We start from the raw sequence: 16,959 nt of genomic DNA, 5'->3' as shown, positions 1-16,959 counted from the left end.
AATCGGGCGCTATTCTTTAATAAAGATCAACGCCCCTTTTGCTTATAAGAGCCATTAATGTAATATCAGTTGGCATAAATCAATAGGTTAGTGGCTTTTGGTCACCCTCAGATGAATGATCAATTTTTGTAGCAAAGTGTGCCTTTGTCAGCTCTACAAAATCATGTAATTGAGGTGTGAGCCATTTGTTTTTGTGTAAAGCCATTTGTGTAGTTAATACGGGCATTTCTACATCCCAGTTTAATTCCATTAATAATCCTTCTTCTAAGTCCTCCGCAACGGCCATTTCTGGAAGCATTGCAACCCCTAAATTGGCGATTACGCATTTTTTGATAGCTTCAAGACTAACAAATTCAAGCGTGTTTTTCGGTGATACTTGATATTCGTGAAGCTTTTGTTCAAACATAATCCGATACGAACAGCCTTTCTCTGTCAATAAGACCGTTTCTTCTTGTAAATCATCCGGTAATACTGTAGGTTTTGAAACTAATGTGTTCGATGGCGAAGCAACTAATATTAATTTCTCTTGTAATAAAGGATTTGGCTCTAAATATGGATTTGGTTTGTTTGTATCCATAATAAAAGCCAGATCTAATTCTCCCTGCAGCAAAGACTCTGTTGCACTTTCATCAGAATGAGCAGGTTTAAAAATCAAATTCACAAGTGGGTATTTTGATTTAAAGTTTTTAAGAAGCTCAGGTAAACGGTATGTGCATTGGCTTTCTTGTGCCCCTACTATAATTGTTCCTGTTTTCTCTCCGGCACCAATTGCAGTACGTGCTTCAGTTGTTAAATGAACAATTTGGTAGGCATACCGTTTTAACTGCTTTCCCGCTTGAGTCAAAACAAGTTTCTTCCCAAGTCTCTCAAAAAGAGGAGTCTCCAAATCTTGTTCGAGAGATTTGATTTGAGCCGTGACACTAGACTGAGCATATTGGAGTTTGGCAGCGGTTTTCGTGAAGTTCATGGTCTCGCTTGCAACTAAAAATGTTTGTAAGTATTTATATTCCATATAGTTCTCCCTCTCTGTAATCGAAATTATTGATTGATACCATCAAAATTATCACCTTTTATAATCGATAAGCTTAGTTTACACTCTATGTAGATCCAAAACAATATGAGAGAGGGGAAGACTAAATGAAAAATATATTACTTATTAATGGTCATGACGTACTTCAAAGAGCAAAGGGTCAATTAACAGATCACATGATTGATCTCATTAGGGAGGAAGTAAGTCCCCATTTTGAACTGAAAGAAACAATTATTTACAAAGGTTATAACATCAAAGAAGAAATTGAAAAATTTCAATGGGCAGATATTGTGCTCATACAAACACCTATTTATTGGTTTAGTATTCCGGGCATTTTTAAAAAATACTTTGATGACGTGTTTATGCCAGATGTATTTTTTACAAAAGCAAAGGAGTTTGGTCGAGGTGGTTTACTTACTCAAAAAGAATACATGCTTTCCGTTACATGGGGTGCACATATAAACGCATTTAACGGAAGCCAAGATAGTTTTTTAGAGGGGTACTCCCCAGATCAAGTATTATTTCCCCTATATAAAATATTTGAATACTGTGGTTTGAATCGTTTACCGACTTTTTCAATCTATTCAGCGATGAAAAATCTACCTTTAAAAGAGTATACAAGTCAATTACAAGATCACCTCCAACGTCATATCATCAAAGGAGAAGAAAGCAATGCTCTTTAACATGTTGAAAGGCAGGAATTTCAGAAACTTTTTCATCTCCGATATTATACAAGGATTCGGTGTTGGAATGAGTACGATCGGCGCAAACTGGTATGTACTTGATCAAACAGGTTCAGCTTCAGCAGTCGGATTTTTATTAGCGCTCAATCTTTTGGCAGGATTTCTATGTTTTCCTCTTGTCGGTTACCTAACCGATCGCTTTAGTCGAAAACAGATCATTTTCTTAGCACATGTTATACGTGCAATCTTAATCTTTACCATCACGTTTATATTTTTTATCGATGGATTTAGCATGATATATATTTATCTTTTTACCATCATTAATGGTGTTGGATGGACAATCTATATGTCTGCTTCGAGAAGCTTTACACAAGAAATTTTAACAAAAGATGAATTTGTGAATGGCAATTCGTTGATAGAGATTAGTTTGCAAGTCGGAATGTTTTTAGCAGGTGCAGTCTCTGGAATTCTTTATAAATATTTTGGTTTTGAGTTCATTCTGCTTATGAATGCATCTGCATTTATGCTCAGCAGTATCTTTTTAATGCGTGTCGTTTACCGCACCAAAGTCTATGTTAAGGAAGAAGAGGAATCTTTTATACAGAGCTTCAAAGGTGGAATTGGTTATTTAAAAAGCAAACCAATCTTATTCCTATTGGGAATAGTCTCCATCATCCCGTTAACTACAACCATGGTTTTCAATGTTATATTGCCGGGTTATGTTAAAGATTTATTACAAGCCGATTCTGTAGTTTTCGGTACGGCAGATATGTTTTATGGAATCGGGGGATTGCTATCAGGGTTTTTAGCTGCACCAATTGTTAAGAAATTAACTAAACCCTATACCATTGCGATGTTCTTCATTCTTGCAACCGTGACAATGATAGCTCTAGCCTTTCAGCATCATGTTATTTGGCTGTTTTTAGGAAGTATGTTGATTGGTCTTTCTAATTCATCTATAAGAATACACACGAATGCACTCCTGATGGAACTAGTATCAGAAAGGTACATGGGGCGATCGATGTCCGTCTGGATGGGAATCTCCCTCTTATTACAATCGGTTTTAGCTTATAGCATTGGTCTCGCAATTGACCTCATGCACGCAGGTATTGGATTTATTTTAATGGGTGGCCTGATGCTTATAGGCATTGTCTTATTTATCGCTGTCCATCATTCCATGTCCAATTCAAAAGTGAAAGAAAATGCTGTTGTACAGTCACAGTCATAATTTATATACGATGGGAGAGATTGTTGTGAAAGAAAAAATGAAACAAGTGGTAGCTTTAGTTGAACCTAGCTTTTATGGAGTTGACTTTGTAAAATCGGCTTTCAATAAAGGTCATAAAGTTGTCGTCATTACTCATTCCGAAAAAAGCCCTAATAAATATGGTTACGAAGGATATTATCACGATCTCATTATGGCAGACATCCGAGATGCGCAATCTATAATTACAGCAATTCAGGAGTCGCCCTATAATCGAAAATTGCATGCTTTAATACCTGCTACTGATTTTGCCTCACATATTACGGCAATGGTAGCAGAGAGTCTAGGCTTAAGAAATGTCACCTATGATGCCGCAGTAAAGGCTAGAAATAAAGATTTGGCCAAAGAAGCTTTTATTAATAATTACGTTCCTTGTGCAAGGTATCAAATAATAAAAAGTTATGAAGAGGCACTAACGGCTGTTCAATATATAAAATATCCGGCTGTTATTAAACCAACGAATGCGGCAAGCAGCCAGGGGGTATATTTAGTAAAGAATGAAGAGGAATTAAAAAGTGCGTTAAAGAAACTATTATTGTTCAAACAAAGCTATCTTGGGTTTGCCGTAAGGGATGAGTATTTGTTGGAAGAATACCTTGAAGGCCAAGAGTACAGTATTGAGCTTTTTCTAGAAGAGGGTAACACACTTATGAGTGTTGTCACGGAGAAAACTATCAGTCCCCCGCCTTATTTCGTTGAAACTGCCCATATCATGCCTGCAATGATTGATAAAGATGCAGAGAAAAAAATTGTCAATACTGCTGTTCAAGCTCTCCACGCCATTGGACTCATTAATGGTCCGAGCCATGTAGAAGTAAAGATGACAACGGAGGGGCCAAAAGTCATTGAAGTTAACGGTAGACCTGGAGGCGATCAAATAGCTTCAGATTTATTAATGCAAGCTAAGGGAATAAATGTTTTTGATGTCACTATTGATTTTTATTTAAATATACCGATTAATTTAAAAGCAACCAAAAATAAAGGAGCATCAGTTGCTTTCTTGACCGCAGAGAAGGAAGGGCGTTTAGAAAGATATACTAATACTGAAATCTTAATTAATCATCAAGGAGTTGTTCGAACGACATTAAATGTACAGTCCGGTGAGAAAGTATACACCCCGAAAAGCTCTGATGATCGATTAGGGTATATCATTACGGTTGGCGACACACCTGAATCAGCAAAGAGTATTGCACTAAGCTTGATTAATTCAATAGACATTAAGTACAAGACAGAATTTTCCTTTCCTTTCCATAGTAATTAGGAAATGGAGTAAGCATAGCCATTCATTGAGTGGAGGAACCACAAGAAAAAACGTATGGTAAAGAATATGCCATAAGAGTTAATTTAAATATCTTGATTGATCACGTCTATGACTATGCCACAAACGGGCGCGTTTGTGGCATAACGAAGACACAATAGCCCTTTAATAATTAGGGGGAGAACGGGGTATAAATTTATTCATTGAATACATGGATAAAATGAAAGAACATCTTTAATTCACACTTTTTATAAAAAAGGTATTGATAAAATGGTAATGACCTCTTTTGGGACATTAATTGTGGCGATCCTGTCATTTAATCACAAAAAATAACCACCCCAGCCTAGCAAGCTAATTAAGTGGTGGTTATTTTATCACTCTTATTAGTGAGCTGCCCCCTTGAAGGGCTACTGCACTTAACCGTTTGGTGTAACAGCACCAAGCGGTTATTTTATTATATGAAGATCTATACATAGTATACCCTATTCTATGTCTTTTGAAAACTATAGATAAATGAAGAATGGTTCCATATGAGTCTGCTTTTACAAAGGGAAGGAAAAATGAATTTTTTTAATATTAATCGTAAGCGCTGTCTTATGTTTGTCTGTCACCATGGGGTGGAATAGACTATTGTGACGCAAAAAATAGCAATTATTCAAGGAGGTAATGTCACTTATGGATCCGAAAGAGATGCAAAAGGGTAGTACCCCTAGACAAAAACAAGAGAAACAACCAGGTATTGAGTCAAAAATGAACCCACTACCGAAACAGCCAACAGAATATAAAGGTTCCGAAAAACTAAAGGGAAAAAGTGCCTTAATTACAGGTGGCGACAGCGGGATCGGACGCGCTGTAGCAATGCTTTACGCGAAGGAAGGGGCAAATGTTGCCATTTCCTATCTAGATGAGCATGACGATGCAGAAGTAACAAAAAAAGCAGTCGAAGCAGAAGGTGTAAAATGCCTGCTACTTCCTGGAGATATTAAAGATGCTGCGCATTGTAGAGATCTCGTACAAAAGACAGTCGATGAGTTTGGCAAACTGAACATTCTCGTTAATAATGCAGCTATTCAATTTGTTCGAGAAAATGTGGAAGATATTTCAGATGAACAGTTTGAAGAAACATTCCAAGTTAACTTCTTCTCACAGTTCTATTTAACAAAAGCAGCAGTCCCTCATATGCAGGAAGGAGATTCTATTATTAGCACATCTTCCATTAACGCATATCGCGGGAATCCAATCTTTATGGATTATTCTGCAACAAAAGGTGCGATTACGGCGTTTACTCGAAGCATTGCCCAAAGCCTTGCAGATAGAGGAATTCGCGCTAATACAGTGGCTCCAGGGCCAGTATGGACACCACTTATTCCGTCTTCCTTTGATGAAGATGGCGTAGAAGGGTTCGGACAGGATACGTTAATGGGTCGCCCTGGACATCCATCCGAACACGCAGCACCATATGTATTACTAGCATCGGATGAAGGTTCTTATATTACAGGACAAGCTATCCATGTGAATGGTGGCGCTTGGACCTCATCTTAAGAACAGGTTAAATTGAAGAAAAAGTGCCGGGAGCGTTAATGGCTCCCGGCACTTTTATTATCCTTCTAGTTTTGCAAAAGCCACCAATGAACCCTGATCACAGGACTCGAAGCCATTTTTCTCATAAAAATGTCTCACGTCTGGTGCCTCTTCTGTTAACAAGACCTTTTGCCTCACGTGTTCATATTTCTGCAACACTTGCTCCATTAATTGTGTGGCAACTCCTTGATTTTGATAAGCATTCAATACCAGGATGTCTTGGATATAGAGGATTGTTAACCCATCGCCTACGACACGAATTAGGCCGACTAGCTTTTCTCCATCCCATGCGGTTATGACATCTAAGGACTGCTCTATCGCATTTTGTAGCAGGTTAGCATCCTTCGTGTAAGCAGCCCACCCTACATCATTATATAAATTCATTACCTGTTCTGTATTAATCTTTTTACCATGTTGTATGGTTAAATTCACTTTTATTCCTCCTCAAAAAAATATTTATTTTGAAGAGTCCGCCCACCATTTCTCCATTATTAAATCTCTCCTTTCAGCTATACTCTACTACTATTCGACAATTATTCCGAAATTCCTTTTTTTAGTTTTAAAAAAAAGAACCTAGCTACCTACTAAGGTAACTGGGTTCTTATCAAGTTAGTAAACTCCTACTGCGTCATATGCTTGCTCCACTGCAGTCACTGCATCCGAATCGCTACCATAAAGGTCTCCCGCTGCCTGTATTGCCGCTTCACGCATCATGCTGAAGTCAGAGCTGCGAGTTAAATAGAGTGATAGTGCACGGTAATAAATTTGCTCCGTTTTCTCCCTTCCAACTCCATTAACGGTTACATCAAAGTGTTCCCCACCTTCGGAAACGAGATATGCTGCCTTATTATTAATACTCGAATTAATATGGACACCACCGTTATCAAGGTTGCCGGTGTACCTTCTACTCCAGTGATCTGGATATGGTTCCTGTGTTCTCCGTTCAATCAAGACTGTTGGATCCTCCATTGACCTTAATGCCAAGGTACCATCTGCCATAATATCTTCCCCGATTAACCAATTTTCCCGGTCCACCATTGCGCCAAAAATATCAGCAAAGGACTCATTTAGTGCACCTGATTCATCTCGATAAATAAGATTGGCCGTATGTTGAATAACACCATGAGTCATTTCGTGGGCAGCTACATCAAGCCCTGCTGCAAGTGGATGGAAACGGATCCCATCTCCATCCCCATATGACATTTGCCTTCCATTCCAGGACGCATTATTCCAATTATCCCCGACATGGACAGCTGAAATTAAGATCTGCCCGTTATCATCAACGGAATCCCTCCCGAATGTTTCCTGATAATAATCATACGTAATTTGTGCATTAGCATGCGCATCTACTGCCGATCCATCGCTGAACATTTTATTTATACTAAATACATCTAAGTTGATTCCAGTCGTATTATCATATGTGATAACACCATCTCCTCGGCTTTCATCAAACAAGCGAAACATTCCTTCAAAAGCTTGTGCTTCAAACTTCTTCCTGTCGCCGAACACCCCCGTTCCAAAGGCCGTAACATCGTGCGCCGAATTATAGGAGTCAATAACTTTTCCATTGGTTGCATCGATAAAGTAATGCCAAAAACCAACCTCTGGCTGGGTAGTCGATGCTGTGACAAGATACGTATAAAAATAGTCTTCGTCATGTTCATAGATATAAGGTTCTGCTTCTAGTGGTCCATCAAAGTCTTTCACTTTACCAATCTTTTTCTCAATTTCTTCTTTTGCAAGCTTAATCGCATCGGATTCTGATAGGTTTGCTTGCATGTTTATTTTTTTCTTATCGAGATCCGGAATTACTTCTCCAAAGTATGCGGTTACATTATTATTTTCATCTAACTTTACAGTTTGATCTGCTCCATAAATAGGAATTCCTTTGTAAGTTTGCTGGACTTTAAAGTGGGAATTATCTGTTTGGTCATCCTTTAATTCCTCTATAATTTCAAAATCTACATTTTTGTTACCTTGTAGTTGGAAGTCTTCTTTATTCTGAGAAAAATAAGCTAAGACAATCTCCTGCTTGGTCATTCCCCCTGGCGCATCCCACTTTTCCACAATATAAGATGGTGTATTGTAGGTCTCGTTTAATTTGATGTTGGACTCCTCTGCTGAAGCAATTGTTCCATGTGTAACAATCCCTATTGATAGCGACAGTGCTATGGTAGAAAAGCCAATTTTTTGGCGTAATTTCATTCCCCTCATTCCTTCCTGTGAATTTATTTGTTATTTTTCCTCTCCATCTCCCTGTGTCGCATTAAAGATCCATTCCAATGAGAGAGAGTCTCCTTGAAACATGTTTTGATCTGCTCCATTATCAACAAACTCAAATTCTACCCAAAAATCATGTACTTCTTCTGAATCAAGCCCACCTTTTTGCTCCCATAATGGATCCCAAATATCCCGCTTCACAACATCTGGATCCATTTGCTGTAAATCATATAATGTCGTTTCAAATACTGGTTCACTTTCCTGATTCCAGTTCCAAAGAAAATTCACCTTTATATGCTTGCCATAATCATCTGTATTGTCATCCAGTATGTCCGTTACAGTATAGGCTGTCTCCAAGAAGACGTTCTCTATCTTTAAGCTCCCTTCATTTGCTAAACTAAACTCTCGCAGCATCGTATCGCCAGGCTTTAAATCCTCCAATTCTATAAGCGCTGTTTCGTTCATCGATAGATCTAACGTGCCCGCAGCAAAGGAACTATTCGCCACTTCTTGATCACTAAAGTAGGCATAGGTTCCTCCACCAATTAGCGCCACCCCGAGTACACTTGATGCTAAAGCCAAACCTAACTGCTTTTTCAATTTCATGCCCGTTCCTCCTCATTTTTGTTTTATCTACCGTAACCATGCATGACCGCTTGCAGTGACCCTTCACCTCCATTGTCTTGGAAATCACCTTGGTGCCAGCCTGCTATTCTTGTAACTCTATTATAGGGGTGCCCTTCTACTAGATGTGTCGAAGCCTGTTGGCGTATTTATGCATTTCTAAAAATAACCAGGAAGTACTAGTAACTGTTTAGTTGCTTATAGGTATTCAGCATTGGGAAATTTTTCAATAAGCGGTGGAAAAGCTCTATTACTCATACATAGGGTTCATTAAAGAGGAATTCGCTAGTTTGATAGAATTGAAAAATAAATAATAATGCCTAAAAACAAATTTCGTGAGACAGCTGTTCGTTATATTTAGGATAGATTAATGCACAATACAAGCGGAATTTCCTAGAAATGAGGCCAGGAAGAAGGAGAGCTTGTGGCTTTAGGCTTACGTGAATGTGAAGCTGAGCTGCTTTCCATTTACCAGTGCGGCAAATATTGTCGATTGAAGGAAAAGGAAGAGGGGGAATGTGACTCTTCCTGTGTGGTGCGTGACGCTTGGCTGGAGTTGCTCACGCTCGACTTTTCGCCAAGGCCACGCGACTTTGCTCCGACCTCACGTGACTTGCTGCCGGGATCACGTAACATCGCCGCTATCGATCTGTCTCTTTAAATGTAATGGAGGTTACCTCTTCTGTCTCTGGTTTGTACTCAATGTTCACATATACACCGAATTCTTTGTTATCCTGTTTAAGCCACAACTTAAACATTTCTACTTCTGAATCTCCATTTTTCCTGCTGCCTTCATGAAGGTAATCAATAATGTCAGCATTAGGATACTTTGCTTTCGTTTCTTTCATAGCAATTTTTCCCCATTTCGCATAAGCAGGGGTTTGTACTTGCTCCTGTTGTGGTTCCACATCTGCTGGTGGTAAAGCTTGTCCGATAAAAGCGGATAGGCCTAGGCTGATTGCTATAAGTAAGTTTTGCATGTCGTACACTCCTTTTAGAACTAGGTTGTGACATTGGGACAGATTTATTCAGCTGACCGCCCGCAGATAGAGCGAAATCTGTTATTATTTTACTAACATGCATAAAGCAAAACAGGGGGTTATAATATTGACGACAATTTGCCTTATACGACACGGAGAAACGGATTGGAATTTAAAAGGAAAGTTGCAAGGGAGTACAGATATCCCACTAAATGATACAGGCATCCGGCAGGCTGAAAAGAGTGCTGCCCACTTGAACGCAGAGGATTACGATGTAATGGTCGCTAGTCCAATGAAGCGAGCAAAACGTACGGCAGAGATTATCAACACATCCCTTAATCTTCCATATGAGGAGATGGCAAGCTTTGCAGAATGTTCTTTTGGTGATGCGGAAGGGCTAACTATTGAAGAAAGAACTACACAATATCCTGATAAAGCCTATCCTAACAGGGAAGAACCAGAAGATTTCACCAATCGTGTAATGAGTGGTGTGAATGAGGTTATTCGAAAATACCCGGATAAGCGCGTACTTATTGTTGCACATGGTGCAGTAATTAATGCCATTTTAACAACTGTCTCAAATGGAGAAATCGGTTCTGGAAAAACAAAACTTATGAATGCTTGTATTAGTAATATTCACTACAAACAGGAGAAGTGGGAAGTGCTGAACTACAATCAAATTGAGCATTTAAACGAAAGCGTCTAGTTTCATTATCAGCCAATTCTTTGTTAAGTCACCTTTCATAAGGAGGAGATCATGCTAACATTTGAGACAATGGATTTAACCAAACATCAAAAAACAGTTATTGCATTTCGTAAAGACTCGTTTAAAGCTAGTTTTGGCGATACTGCAGGTTTTGGGGATGAAGATGATTATTTACATTGGCTAGGAGAAAAGATTAGCACATTTCCTAAAGGCTTTGTGATGGTATTGGAAGATGGTGAATACATCGGACAACTCGAGTTATCCATCAAGGATTATAAAGGGGAATCGATTGGGTATATCCATCTTTTTTATTTAGTCCCTGAAAAACGCGGAAAAGGTCGGGGCGTAGATCTGTTCCATTATGCCAAAGCATTTTTCCTTGAATCTAAGGTAGAACATTATCACCTAAGAGTATCTCCTTCAAACAAGCGTGCTTTAACGTTCTATCGGAAAATTGGTATGGAACAAATCAAAACAGAGCTTGATGGAAAAGTGGTTAGGATGAGGGGGAAGCTTTAACCTTCAGATGGACTAGGTTTAACGTCTTGATATTAGTGGAATTACCGAAAGAGCCCCTCACGATAGAGATTCTATAAAGGAGACAGAAATGTAGGTGGTATTATGTCAAAGAATAAAAAAGACTACTTCGGGTTTATTATAGTGCTAATTGTACTTTCACTTTTAATTCTTATTCTTGATATACCAAAAGTAAGTAACTTTATAATTTTAGGAATAAGTGCTGTCTTTTGTATCTTTCTTCATGTGGCGTTTGGGCCTAAAAATAATAATAAATAGGGGAAAAATTCTGTGATGTTATCCACATTAGCTAGCGTTTTTTACGTAATTCACATACACTCCATCGCTTCAACAAATTCTACATCATCATGAAATTTTCTACTACAAAATTAAATACTTGTTGCACTAGGCTTAGTAGAATTCTCACTAAGCCTCTTTTTCATCAATTTGATTCTCTTTATATAACGATAACCCTTTATTTAACTCGGATATCTTCTCTCTTTTTCTACGGATTTTTTCCTCTTCTTCTATAAACTTTTGTTCTTTTTCTCTTAGGGAAAGGGTAATCTCTTTAATCAACTCATTTGAACCACGACCATCGCTTTCTTTCAAATCAAAGATAGCTTTAATCTCCTTTAAAGATAAATCCAATTCCTGCATTTCTTTTATTGCCATGAAATCCTCAAGTTCTTTTTCTTTATAGTCTCTTCGACTGTTCGTAATTGTGGGACTTAATAAATGTAAGCTTTCATAGTGCCTTTTGCCGCTGTCCTTGTATTCCTTTCAAGACTGACTAATGGTTTAGTTCTCTATGGAAAAAACAATGGAAAGCATTATATCGTAACAGGTGCCATAATATTATTGGCATTTCTATTATACTTGTATGAACTATAATGATAAACTTATATATAACAGAAAATTTAAAACACTAGGAGAAACATCATGGTAAAAGAGAATTTAGAGGAATATCAAGATCCTATTCAATATGACAAAGAAAATGATTCTTACAATCAGGATATCGCTTATATACTAAAGCTGGCAAAAAAATTCAATGGCCCCATTGTCGATTTAGGTTGCGGTACGGGGAGAGCCACCATCCCTTTAGCAAAAGCTGGCCACAAGGTATTAGGTGTAGATTTACATAGTGGAATGTTAAAGCACGCAAAGGAAAAAGCAGCTGCTGAGGGGGTTTCTATACCTTTTACCGAACAGGATTGCACAAAGCTAGATCTAGGCCAGAAAAGTGATTTTATTTTCATGGTCGGAAACTCATTCCAACATTTTCTAACCAATGAAGGTCAGGACAGGCTACTGGCCTCCATTCAAAGCCATCTTATTACAGGAGGTCGCTTTCTGTTTGATACACGCTTCCCCAGCACATACGAGCTAAGCTGCTCGGAAGATGAGGAGCCAGGTTTTACTTATAAAGATGGCAGGCATTCTGTCCATGTATCCTATATAAGCCAATATGACCCGCTCAACCAAATACAACATAATATCACGATAAGAAGGTCTTTTGATGAGAATGGAAAATTGCTAGAGGAAAAGCGATCAGCTATTAATTTGCGCTTCGTCTTCCCTTTAGAAATGGAGCGTCTTTTAGAAAGGCATGGTTTTACCATTGAAGGAGTTTATCAGGATTGGAAGGAAACGCCTTTAACTACTGAGGCGTCAAGTATGATTTACGTCTGTAAAAAGTCAGTCTAGAAAGGTTGCTCTCAGAGGGGGAGATTATCTTGTGGAAAAAAGAACTCGTACAAACAAATCGAGGGACATTTGAAATTTTCTTTAAAGGAGAAGGTGAACCAATTTGTATTACGCATTTATATAGTCAATTTAATGAAAAAGGCTATTATTTTGCGGATCCATTCACAGAGCAATTTAAAGTATATTTGGTAAATCTTAAAAACGCAGGTAATTCTAGCAAGGTAACCTCAGATGAAGAGTTGAGCATGCTTGAAAGTGTAAAAGATATAGAATCCATACGGGTAGCGCTAGGCTATAAAACGTGGGCTTTCGGTGGGCATTCAGCAGGAGGAATGCTGGCATTAGAGTATGCAATACACTTTCCTAATTCCTTAACAAAGATAATTTCCGGTGGAGCTACCGCATCTAAAGATTATATGAACCATGAAGAAAGCATCTATTGCAGGAAAAATCCTCATAACAAAAGATTAAAAGAATTATTATCCATTATAAAAACATCTGAAATTAGACAGGAACGCGTTGTCGCATATAGGGAGTGGATGGAAATGTCCCTGTACAAACCACAACACTTCGATCATTATTTTTCTAAACCAAGCAGTGGAAGCGTCGTGCAAAAACGGCTTGATTATTACTCTTACGAAGAGTTACCAAGCTATGATATTAGAGAAGAATTGAAAAATGTAAAGGTCCATGCCATAGTCTATTGCGGAAAACATGACGCGCAATGCCCTTTTGTCTTTTCAGAAGAAATCCACAAGCTGTTACAGCATTCTTCTTTTTACTGCTTTCATGAAAGCAATCATAATCCCTTTCTTGAGGAAGCAGAAGCTTTTGAAGAAATGGTCCAAGCATTTAAAAAACTCCGCTAAAGTTCTTAGCGGAGTTTCCACGTCCAGCTTCAGCGCCCAGAAACTAGGCGCTTGCGCTTTTGCCCTTAAAACGCTGCGGTCCAACCAGCGTCTGCAGTTATCACGGTACCATTTACAAAGCTTGCTTCATCAGATGCTAGGAACAAAGCTACACTCGCTATTTCTTCTGATTTTCCGGCACGTGGCATAACAGCTTGAGATTTTCCTGCTCTCGATGCACCGAATTCATTGAGGTTTTTCATGCTTGCTGCTATATTTGTTGCCACACCACCTGGGGCGATGGCGTTACAACGAATCCCTTTTTCGGCATACATGTAGCCAGTGTTTTTCGTAAAACCGATCACAGCATGTTTGGAAGCTGTGTATGTCGCACCAGCATGCGCACCATTTAACCCGCCAGTTGATGCTGTATTAATAATAACTCCTTTCCCTTTTTCAAGGAAAACAGGCAATGCTTTACGTGTTGCGCGCATAACAGCGGTAGTATTAATAGCAAATATACGCTCCCATTTTTCATCCTCAATATCACCTGCTGGCTCCATGCTATCCATAATTCCAGCATTATTAACGAGAATATCCAATGAGCCAAATTCCTTAACTGTTGAATCAATTAAATGGTCAATATCTTCTCTATCTGCCACGTTTGTCTTGATAGCCTTGGCTGTTCCACCATTTGCCTTGATCTCTTCAGCTACAGTCTCTGCGCCTTCTAGGTTAATATCAGATACAACCACTTTTGCTCCTTCTTCCGCATAACGGGTGGCAATTGCCTGTCCCATCCCGGATGCTGCTCCCGTTACAATCGCTACTTTTCCTTCTAGTCTCATTTCTATCTCCCCTTATTTTAGAATATAGGTCTAGGAAATGCCTTAAAATATACATTTGAATACGCTAAGTATAATGTACTATACTTAAGGTAGCAATAAGCAAAAGACCACTGAAATGTTGTTAAATCAACAATTATAAAGGATTTGTTCAATCGAAAGAGGATAATGAACAGAAGGGTGGTAAAGTGTAAATGACCCAACATGATCGGCGAATCGATAAAACGCAAAAAGCTTTAAAATCAGCTTTAATAAAGTTAATGGAAGAAAAAGACATGCGGCAAATTACGGTAACGGAAATTGTAAAAGAAGCTGATGTTAATCGTGGTACTTTTTATAAGCATTACGAAGTGAAGGATGATTTACTGGAAGCGACTATACATGAAGTGATAGAGAGTCTTATACAAGCATACCGACATCCTTATTTAAATAAGGAGACATTTACCATGAAAGATCTTTCTGCTTCTAAAATAAAGCTCTTTGAACACGTCGCTGCAAATGCTGATTTTTATCGTGTTATTATGTTGCATCCAAGTGTCTTGCCTGGTTTTCAAAATAGATTATGTGAGGTATTAAAAAAGCTTTCTATACAAGATTTAATGTTTATCCATAACATGGGAACCATTGATGTGGATTTACAAGCAAGTTACCAATCCCATGCATTATTCGGTATGATCTTTGAATGGGTAAAAGGTGGGTTTAAGTATACACCAGAACATATGGCACAACAGTTATTGGAGATCTTGTCTAACCAGCCCTTCTCCTCTGGCTACCAAACGATTCTAAATAAGTGATACAAATCCCGATGTTTCATGTGAAACGTCCCTTAAACATCTATGTGTATAAATTAGTAAGAAATGGCGTCTAAGCTCACTAGCTTAAACGCCTTTTTCTTTTTACCGCATCTGCACTTTATGCAAGTTAGCGAAAATACCATCTCGTTTTAATAATTCTTCATGACTTCCTTCTTCTTCAATGCCTTCTTTTGTTACCACCATTATGCGATCAGCATTTTTAATGGTTGCCAGCCTATGCGCAATGACCAATGTGGTGCGATCCTTCGCAAGCTCTGTTAAGGCTTTTTGGATAATGGTTTCCGTTTCGGTATCCAAGGCGGATGTTGCTTCATCAAGAATAAGAATAGGTGGGTTTTTCAAGAACATCCGGGCAATCGCAATACGTTGTTTTTGGCCTCCGGACAATTTCAATCCACGCTCTCCTACCTGTGTTTCATAGCCATCTGGAAGTTCCTTAATGAAATCCTCCATATGAGCCTGACGAGCAGCTTTTTCTATTTCTTCATTTGTAGCATCAAGCTTTCCATAGGCAATATTTTCTCTTAACGTACCTGTGAATAGAAAGACATCCTGCTGCACAATACCGATCTGGGCACGCAAGGATTCCTTCGTCATATCACGAAGATCTAGCCCATCGATGGTAATACTACCTTGGTCCACATCGTAAAATCGAGGAATTAGGGAAGAAATCGTCGTCTTACCGGCACCTGATGGCCCAACAAACGCAATCGTTTCCCCCGCTTTAATTGAAAAACTTAGATCATTCAATACAGGCCGCTGGGTTTTTTCATAAGCGAACGTAACATCATTAAAGGCGATATCTCCTTTTAACGTTTCCACTTCTTTCGCATCTGGCTTGTTATCGACATCTGGCTCAACATCCATTAGATCCATAAACCGTTTAAAGCCGGCCATACCTTTCGGATATAGCTCCAGTAATGCAGTAATTTTTTGAATTGGGTTAAACAATACATTTACAAACAAGACAAAGCTGACAAGTTCACCGTATTGCAGTTCATTTTGATAGGTTAACCAAGCACCGACCACAAGTACTAGCAAAGTAATCAAGCGCATCATCATATAAATATTGGAATGCACAAATGCCATTACTTTATAAGCACCAATTTTAGCTATACGGAAGTTGTTGTTATCCTTGGAAAAACGCTCCATTTCAAACTTCTCATTCGTGAAAGATTGTACAACACGTACACCTGATACGGCGTCTTCCACTCGAGCATTCACTCCAGCAATTTCTTCATACATCTGCTTCCATGCTTTATTCATTTTAATATTGCTGAATGTAATCAGGAAAATAAGAATTGGCACTGCGATTAGAATAATCAGTGCAAGTTTCACATTGATTGTAAACATGATGAGAAATGCACCAATAAAGGTCATAATCGAAATAAAGAAATCCTCGGGCCCGTGGTGGGCAAGCTCTCCGATATCAAATAGGTCATTCGTTATTCTACTCATGACATGCCCTGTTTTCGTATTATCAAAAAAGCGGAATGATTGCCTTTGAACATGGTGGAAAAGATCATGACGCATATCTGTTTCAATATTTATCCCAAGCTTATGTCCTAAATAAACGACGACAAATTGCATGAGCGTACTAATGATATATACCAATAAAAGCAAGATACTTACGGTTACAATGAGATTCCAATCTCCACTTGGTAAAAGATCATCTATAAATCGTTGTACCGCCACTGGGAATGCCAGTTCCAGGATAGCAACGAAAAAGGCAGAGGTGAAATCAATTATAAATAACCGTCGATGCGGTTTATAGTAAGAGAAAAATCGTCTTAGCACTTCTTCACTTCCTTTTTTACAGTCTAAAAGAAATTATAAGGTTAATTTAGAGACTTGGCAATCTATTCATCCTTATCCCTAGACA

At 38.5% G+C, this 16,959-nt stretch carries 17 protein-coding genes and 1 pseudogene; 10 read left to right on the top strand and 8 right to left on the bottom strand.

Annotated features, from left to right (window positions below; all coding sequences use genetic code 11):
* Positions 1-79: 79 nt before the first annotated feature.
* Entirely contained in the window at positions 80-1,012 is a 933-nt protein-coding gene (locus BN985_RS02625; RefSeq protein WP_042220927.1) for a LysR family transcriptional regulator, read from the bottom strand.
* 125 nt (positions 1,013-1,137) lie between these two features.
* On the opposite strand from BN985_RS02625, the gene BN985_RS02620 reads away from it, so the two are divergent.
* The 4 genes from BN985_RS02620 (at position 1,138) to BN985_RS02605 (ending at position 5,777) form a co-directional block, all read left to right on the top strand.
* Entirely contained in the window at positions 1,138-1,713 is a 576-nt protein-coding gene (locus BN985_RS02620) for an NAD(P)H-dependent oxidoreductase (RefSeq protein WP_042220926.1), read from the top strand.
* Positions 1,703-2,941 carry an MFS transporter gene (locus tag BN985_RS02615; protein WP_042220924.1) on the top strand — a complete coding sequence of 413 codons (1,239 nt, stop codon included), beginning with the start codon at positions 1,703-1,705 and terminating at the stop codon, positions 2,939-2,941. The genes BN985_RS02620 and BN985_RS02615 overlap by 11 nt, the downstream gene beginning before the upstream one ends.
* A gap of 25 nt (positions 2,942-2,966) precedes the next feature.
* Positions 2,967-4,238 carry an ATP-grasp domain-containing protein gene (locus BN985_RS02610; protein WP_232225523.1) on the top strand — a complete coding sequence of 424 codons (1,272 nt, stop codon included), beginning with the start codon at positions 2,967-2,969 and terminating at the stop codon, positions 4,236-4,238.
* 672 nt (positions 4,239-4,910) lie between these two features.
* Positions 4,911-5,777: an SDR family oxidoreductase gene (locus BN985_RS02605; protein ID WP_042220923.1), complete on the top strand. Its 867-nt coding sequence runs from the start codon at positions 4,911-4,913 to the stop codon at positions 5,775-5,777.
* Positions 5,778-5,834: 57 nt separating this feature from the next.
* On the opposite strand, the gene BN985_RS02600 is transcribed toward BN985_RS02605, so the two are convergent.
* The 3 genes from BN985_RS02600 to BN985_RS02590 all read right to left on the bottom strand — a co-directional run bounded on the left by BN985_RS02600 (position 5,835) and on the right by BN985_RS02590 (position 8,642).
* On the bottom strand, positions 5,835-6,248 hold the full coding sequence (locus BN985_RS02600; protein WP_232225522.1) for a GNAT family N-acetyltransferase: 414 nt from the start codon (positions 6,246-6,248) through the stop codon (positions 5,835-5,837).
* A 177-nt stretch (positions 6,249-6,425) separates the two neighbouring features.
* Positions 6,426-8,021, bottom strand: coding sequence for a M4 family metallopeptidase (locus BN985_RS02595; RefSeq protein ID WP_042220922.1), 1,596 nt, complete (start codon positions 8,019-8,021; stop codon positions 6,426-6,428).
* 30 nt (positions 8,022-8,051) lie between these two features.
* A complete protein-coding gene (locus tag BN985_RS02590) occupies positions 8,052-8,642 on the bottom strand; it encodes a CalY family protein (protein ID WP_042220921.1) in 591 nt (196 codons plus the stop codon).
* Between the two features lie 442 nt (positions 8,643-9,084).
* Between BN985_RS02590 and BN985_RS18890 the strand changes: the two genes are divergently transcribed.
* Positions 9,085-9,321 carry a hypothetical protein gene (locus BN985_RS18890; RefSeq protein ID WP_156960058.1) on the top strand — a complete coding sequence of 79 codons (237 nt, stop codon included), beginning with the start codon at positions 9,085-9,087 and terminating at the stop codon, positions 9,319-9,321.
* Here BN985_RS18890 and BN985_RS02585 read toward each other — a convergent pair.
* Positions 9,302-9,640 carry a YqzG/YhdC family protein gene (locus BN985_RS02585; RefSeq protein ID WP_042220920.1) on the bottom strand — a complete coding sequence of 113 codons (339 nt, stop codon included), beginning with the start codon at positions 9,638-9,640 and terminating at the stop codon, positions 9,302-9,304. The two genes, BN985_RS18890 and BN985_RS02585, sit on opposite strands and share 20 nt — an antisense overlap.
* 127 nt (positions 9,641-9,767) lie before the next feature.
* Between BN985_RS02585 and BN985_RS02580 the strand changes: the two genes are divergently transcribed.
* Both BN985_RS02580 and BN985_RS02575 read left to right on the top strand, forming a co-directional pair.
* Positions 9,768-10,346: a histidine phosphatase family protein gene (locus tag BN985_RS02580; protein WP_042220918.1), complete on the top strand. Its 579-nt coding sequence runs from the start codon at positions 9,768-9,770 to the stop codon at positions 10,344-10,346.
* Between the two features lie 51 nt (positions 10,347-10,397).
* Complete coding sequence (locus BN985_RS02575; RefSeq protein ID WP_042220916.1) at positions 10,398-10,865, top strand: GNAT family N-acetyltransferase; 468 nt, start codon at positions 10,398-10,400, stop codon at positions 10,863-10,865.
* Between the two features lie 423 nt (positions 10,866-11,288).
* Here the strand turns inward: BN985_RS02575 and BN985_RS02570 are convergent.
* Positions 11,289-11,609, bottom strand: a pseudogene (locus BN985_RS02570) (MerR family transcriptional regulator); the annotation flags it as partial.
* A gap of 195 nt (positions 11,610-11,804) precedes the next feature.
* Here BN985_RS02570 and BN985_RS02565 point away from each other — a divergent pair.
* Together BN985_RS02565 and BN985_RS02560 are read left to right on the top strand one after the other, a co-directional pair.
* Positions 11,805-12,569, top strand: coding sequence for a class I SAM-dependent methyltransferase (locus tag BN985_RS02565; protein ID WP_042220915.1), 765 nt, complete (start codon positions 11,805-11,807; stop codon positions 12,567-12,569).
* Positions 12,570-12,598: 29 nt separating this feature from the next.
* On the top strand, positions 12,599-13,438 hold the full coding sequence (locus BN985_RS02560; protein ID WP_042220914.1) for an alpha/beta fold hydrolase: 840 nt from the start codon (positions 12,599-12,601) through the stop codon (positions 13,436-13,438).
* Positions 13,439-13,503: 65 nt separating this feature from the next.
* On the opposite strand, the gene BN985_RS02555 is transcribed toward BN985_RS02560, so the two are convergent.
* Positions 13,504-14,265: an SDR family oxidoreductase gene (locus tag BN985_RS02555; RefSeq protein ID WP_042220912.1), complete on the bottom strand. Its 762-nt coding sequence runs from the start codon at positions 14,263-14,265 to the stop codon at positions 13,504-13,506.
* 191 nt (positions 14,266-14,456) lie between these two features.
* Between BN985_RS02555 and BN985_RS02550 the strand changes: the two genes are divergently transcribed.
* Positions 14,457-15,056, top strand: coding sequence for a TetR/AcrR family transcriptional regulator (locus BN985_RS02550; protein ID WP_042220911.1), 600 nt, complete (start codon positions 14,457-14,459; stop codon positions 15,054-15,056).
* Between the two features lie 102 nt (positions 15,057-15,158).
* On the opposite strand, the gene BN985_RS02545 is transcribed toward BN985_RS02550, so the two are convergent.
* Positions 15,159-16,874 (bottom strand): ABC transporter ATP-binding protein, encoded by a 1,716-nt coding sequence (locus BN985_RS02545; RefSeq protein ID WP_042220909.1) that lies wholly within the window; start codon positions 16,872-16,874, stop codon positions 15,159-15,161.
* Positions 16,875-16,959: the final 85 nt, after the last annotated feature.

It is taken from the genome of Oceanobacillus manasiensis, assembly GCF_000724085.1.
GTDB lineage: Bacteria > Bacillota > Bacilli > Bacillales > Amphibacillaceae > Oceanobacillus_B > Oceanobacillus_B manasiensis.
The sequence above is the reverse complement of the archived record's forward strand: the minus strand, read 5'-3'. Positions and strand labels throughout refer to the sequence as shown.

Excerpts from the sequence above, each read along its gene's own strand:
- BN985_RS02595 (WP_042220922.1), bottom strand. The coding sequence starts at position 8,021 with ATGAAATTACGCCAAAAAATTGGCTTTTCTACCATAGCACTGTCGCTA.
- BN985_RS02585 (WP_042220920.1), bottom strand. The coding sequence starts at position 9,640 with ATGCAAAACTTACTTATAGCAATCAGCCTAGGCCTATCCGCTTTTATC.
- BN985_RS02615 (WP_042220924.1), top strand. The coding sequence starts at position 1,703 with ATGCTCTTTAACATGTTGAAAGGCAGGAATTTCAGAAACTTTTTCATC.
- BN985_RS02550 (WP_042220911.1), top strand. The coding sequence starts at position 14,457 with ATGACCCAACATGATCGGCGAATCGATAAAACGCAAAAAGCTTTAAAA.
- BN985_RS02555 (WP_042220912.1), bottom strand. The coding sequence starts at position 14,265 with ATGAGACTAGAAGGAAAAGTAGCGATTGTAACGGGAGCAGCATCCGGG.
- BN985_RS02575 (WP_042220916.1), top strand. The coding sequence starts at position 10,398 with ATGCTAACATTTGAGACAATGGATTTAACCAAACATCAAAAAACAGTT.
- BN985_RS02590 (WP_042220921.1), bottom strand. The coding sequence starts at position 8,642 with ATGAAATTGAAAAAGCAGTTAGGTTTGGCTTTAGCATCAAGTGTACTC.
- BN985_RS02565 (WP_042220915.1), top strand. The coding sequence starts at position 11,805 with ATGGTAAAAGAGAATTTAGAGGAATATCAAGATCCTATTCAATATGAC.
- BN985_RS02605 (WP_042220923.1), top strand. The coding sequence starts at position 4,911 with ATGGATCCGAAAGAGATGCAAAAGGGTAGTACCCCTAGACAAAAACAA.
- BN985_RS02620 (WP_042220926.1), top strand. The coding sequence starts at position 1,138 with ATGAAAAATATATTACTTATTAATGGTCATGACGTACTTCAAAGAGCA.
- BN985_RS02625 (WP_042220927.1), bottom strand. The coding sequence starts at position 1,012 with ATGGAATATAAATACTTACAAACATTTTTAGTTGCAAGCGAGACCATG.